This window comes from Candidatus Megaera venefica, assembly GCF_034554655.1.
GTDB lineage: Bacteria > Pseudomonadota > Alphaproteobacteria > Rickettsiales > Rickettsiaceae > Megaera_A > Megaera_A venefica.
This window is the reverse complement of record NZ_JARJFB010000273.1, coordinates 1-735: the sequence shown is the minus strand read 5'-3', so window position 1 is coordinate 735 and position 735 is coordinate 1. Positions and strand designations below refer to the sequence as shown.

Annotated in this window: 2 protein-coding genes; both read right to left on the bottom strand. The window is 33.7% G+C overall.

The window, feature by feature from the left end; translation table 11 throughout:
• Positions 1–293: PIN domain-containing protein (locus Megvenef_RS09735; RefSeq protein ID WP_322777709.1), on the bottom strand; the 293-nt coding region annotated here is incomplete at its 3' end.
• Positions 286–543 carry an AbrB/MazE/SpoVT family DNA-binding domain-containing protein gene (locus Megvenef_RS09730; RefSeq protein WP_322777708.1) on the bottom strand — a complete coding sequence of 86 codons (258 nt, stop codon included), beginning with the start codon at positions 541–543 and terminating at the stop codon, positions 286–288. The genes Megvenef_RS09730 and Megvenef_RS09735, both read right to left, overlap by 8 nt.
• Between the last annotated feature and the right edge of the window lie 192 nt (positions 544–735).

Here is a 735-nt window from a genome sequence, read left to right as displayed (position 1 = left end):
ACACAGACACGATCGGCTAAAGAAAGGCCTTGAGGCTGTACAAGAGGATGTAGTTTAGCTACTTGTTCAGCTTGCTCTAAATCAAAAGGAACAATGGTTGTAACAATATCCGCAATTAGAGCAAGTCCTTCTTCTGGGGTAATATTTGTTCGCTGTAATACGCTTAGAGTTTCCGTAACGTTTACAACTGACATAACAGAAAATTTTAACAACGGCTTTATGATTTCTGCACCAGTTTCTTCTTGAATAAGTGCTAATAAAGCAGAAGCATCTAGTATGACTCTATTATTCATATTTTGCCTCATTTCGTCGCATAGTTATTAATTCATCAGTAAGCGAAATATCTTGGCCAGTGGTGTTTATATAATTCTTTACCTTATTTTGTAGTGTTCGTAAAGCTTGCTCCGCTGTAGTAAGGTATATTAGATTATCTTCCATATGCAATATAATGTCATCTCCGGTTTCTAGGTGGAGGTTTTGACGAAAAGCTGTCGGAATGATTATTCTTCCACCTTTTCCTAATTTTGTTCTTACAGCTTTCATAGGGATAATTCTTTTTTAAATTAATGATTATAATAAAGTATACCATATTATTTAATTATGTCATTAATATTAATTGAGGCATAACAATTTATTATTGTCAAAAGTACAAGAAGAGTTATTGACGGTTAAGAAAGTATCTATGGCAGTTGTATAAAACTCTAGTACAAACAAACTACAGTTTTGCCGTACCGC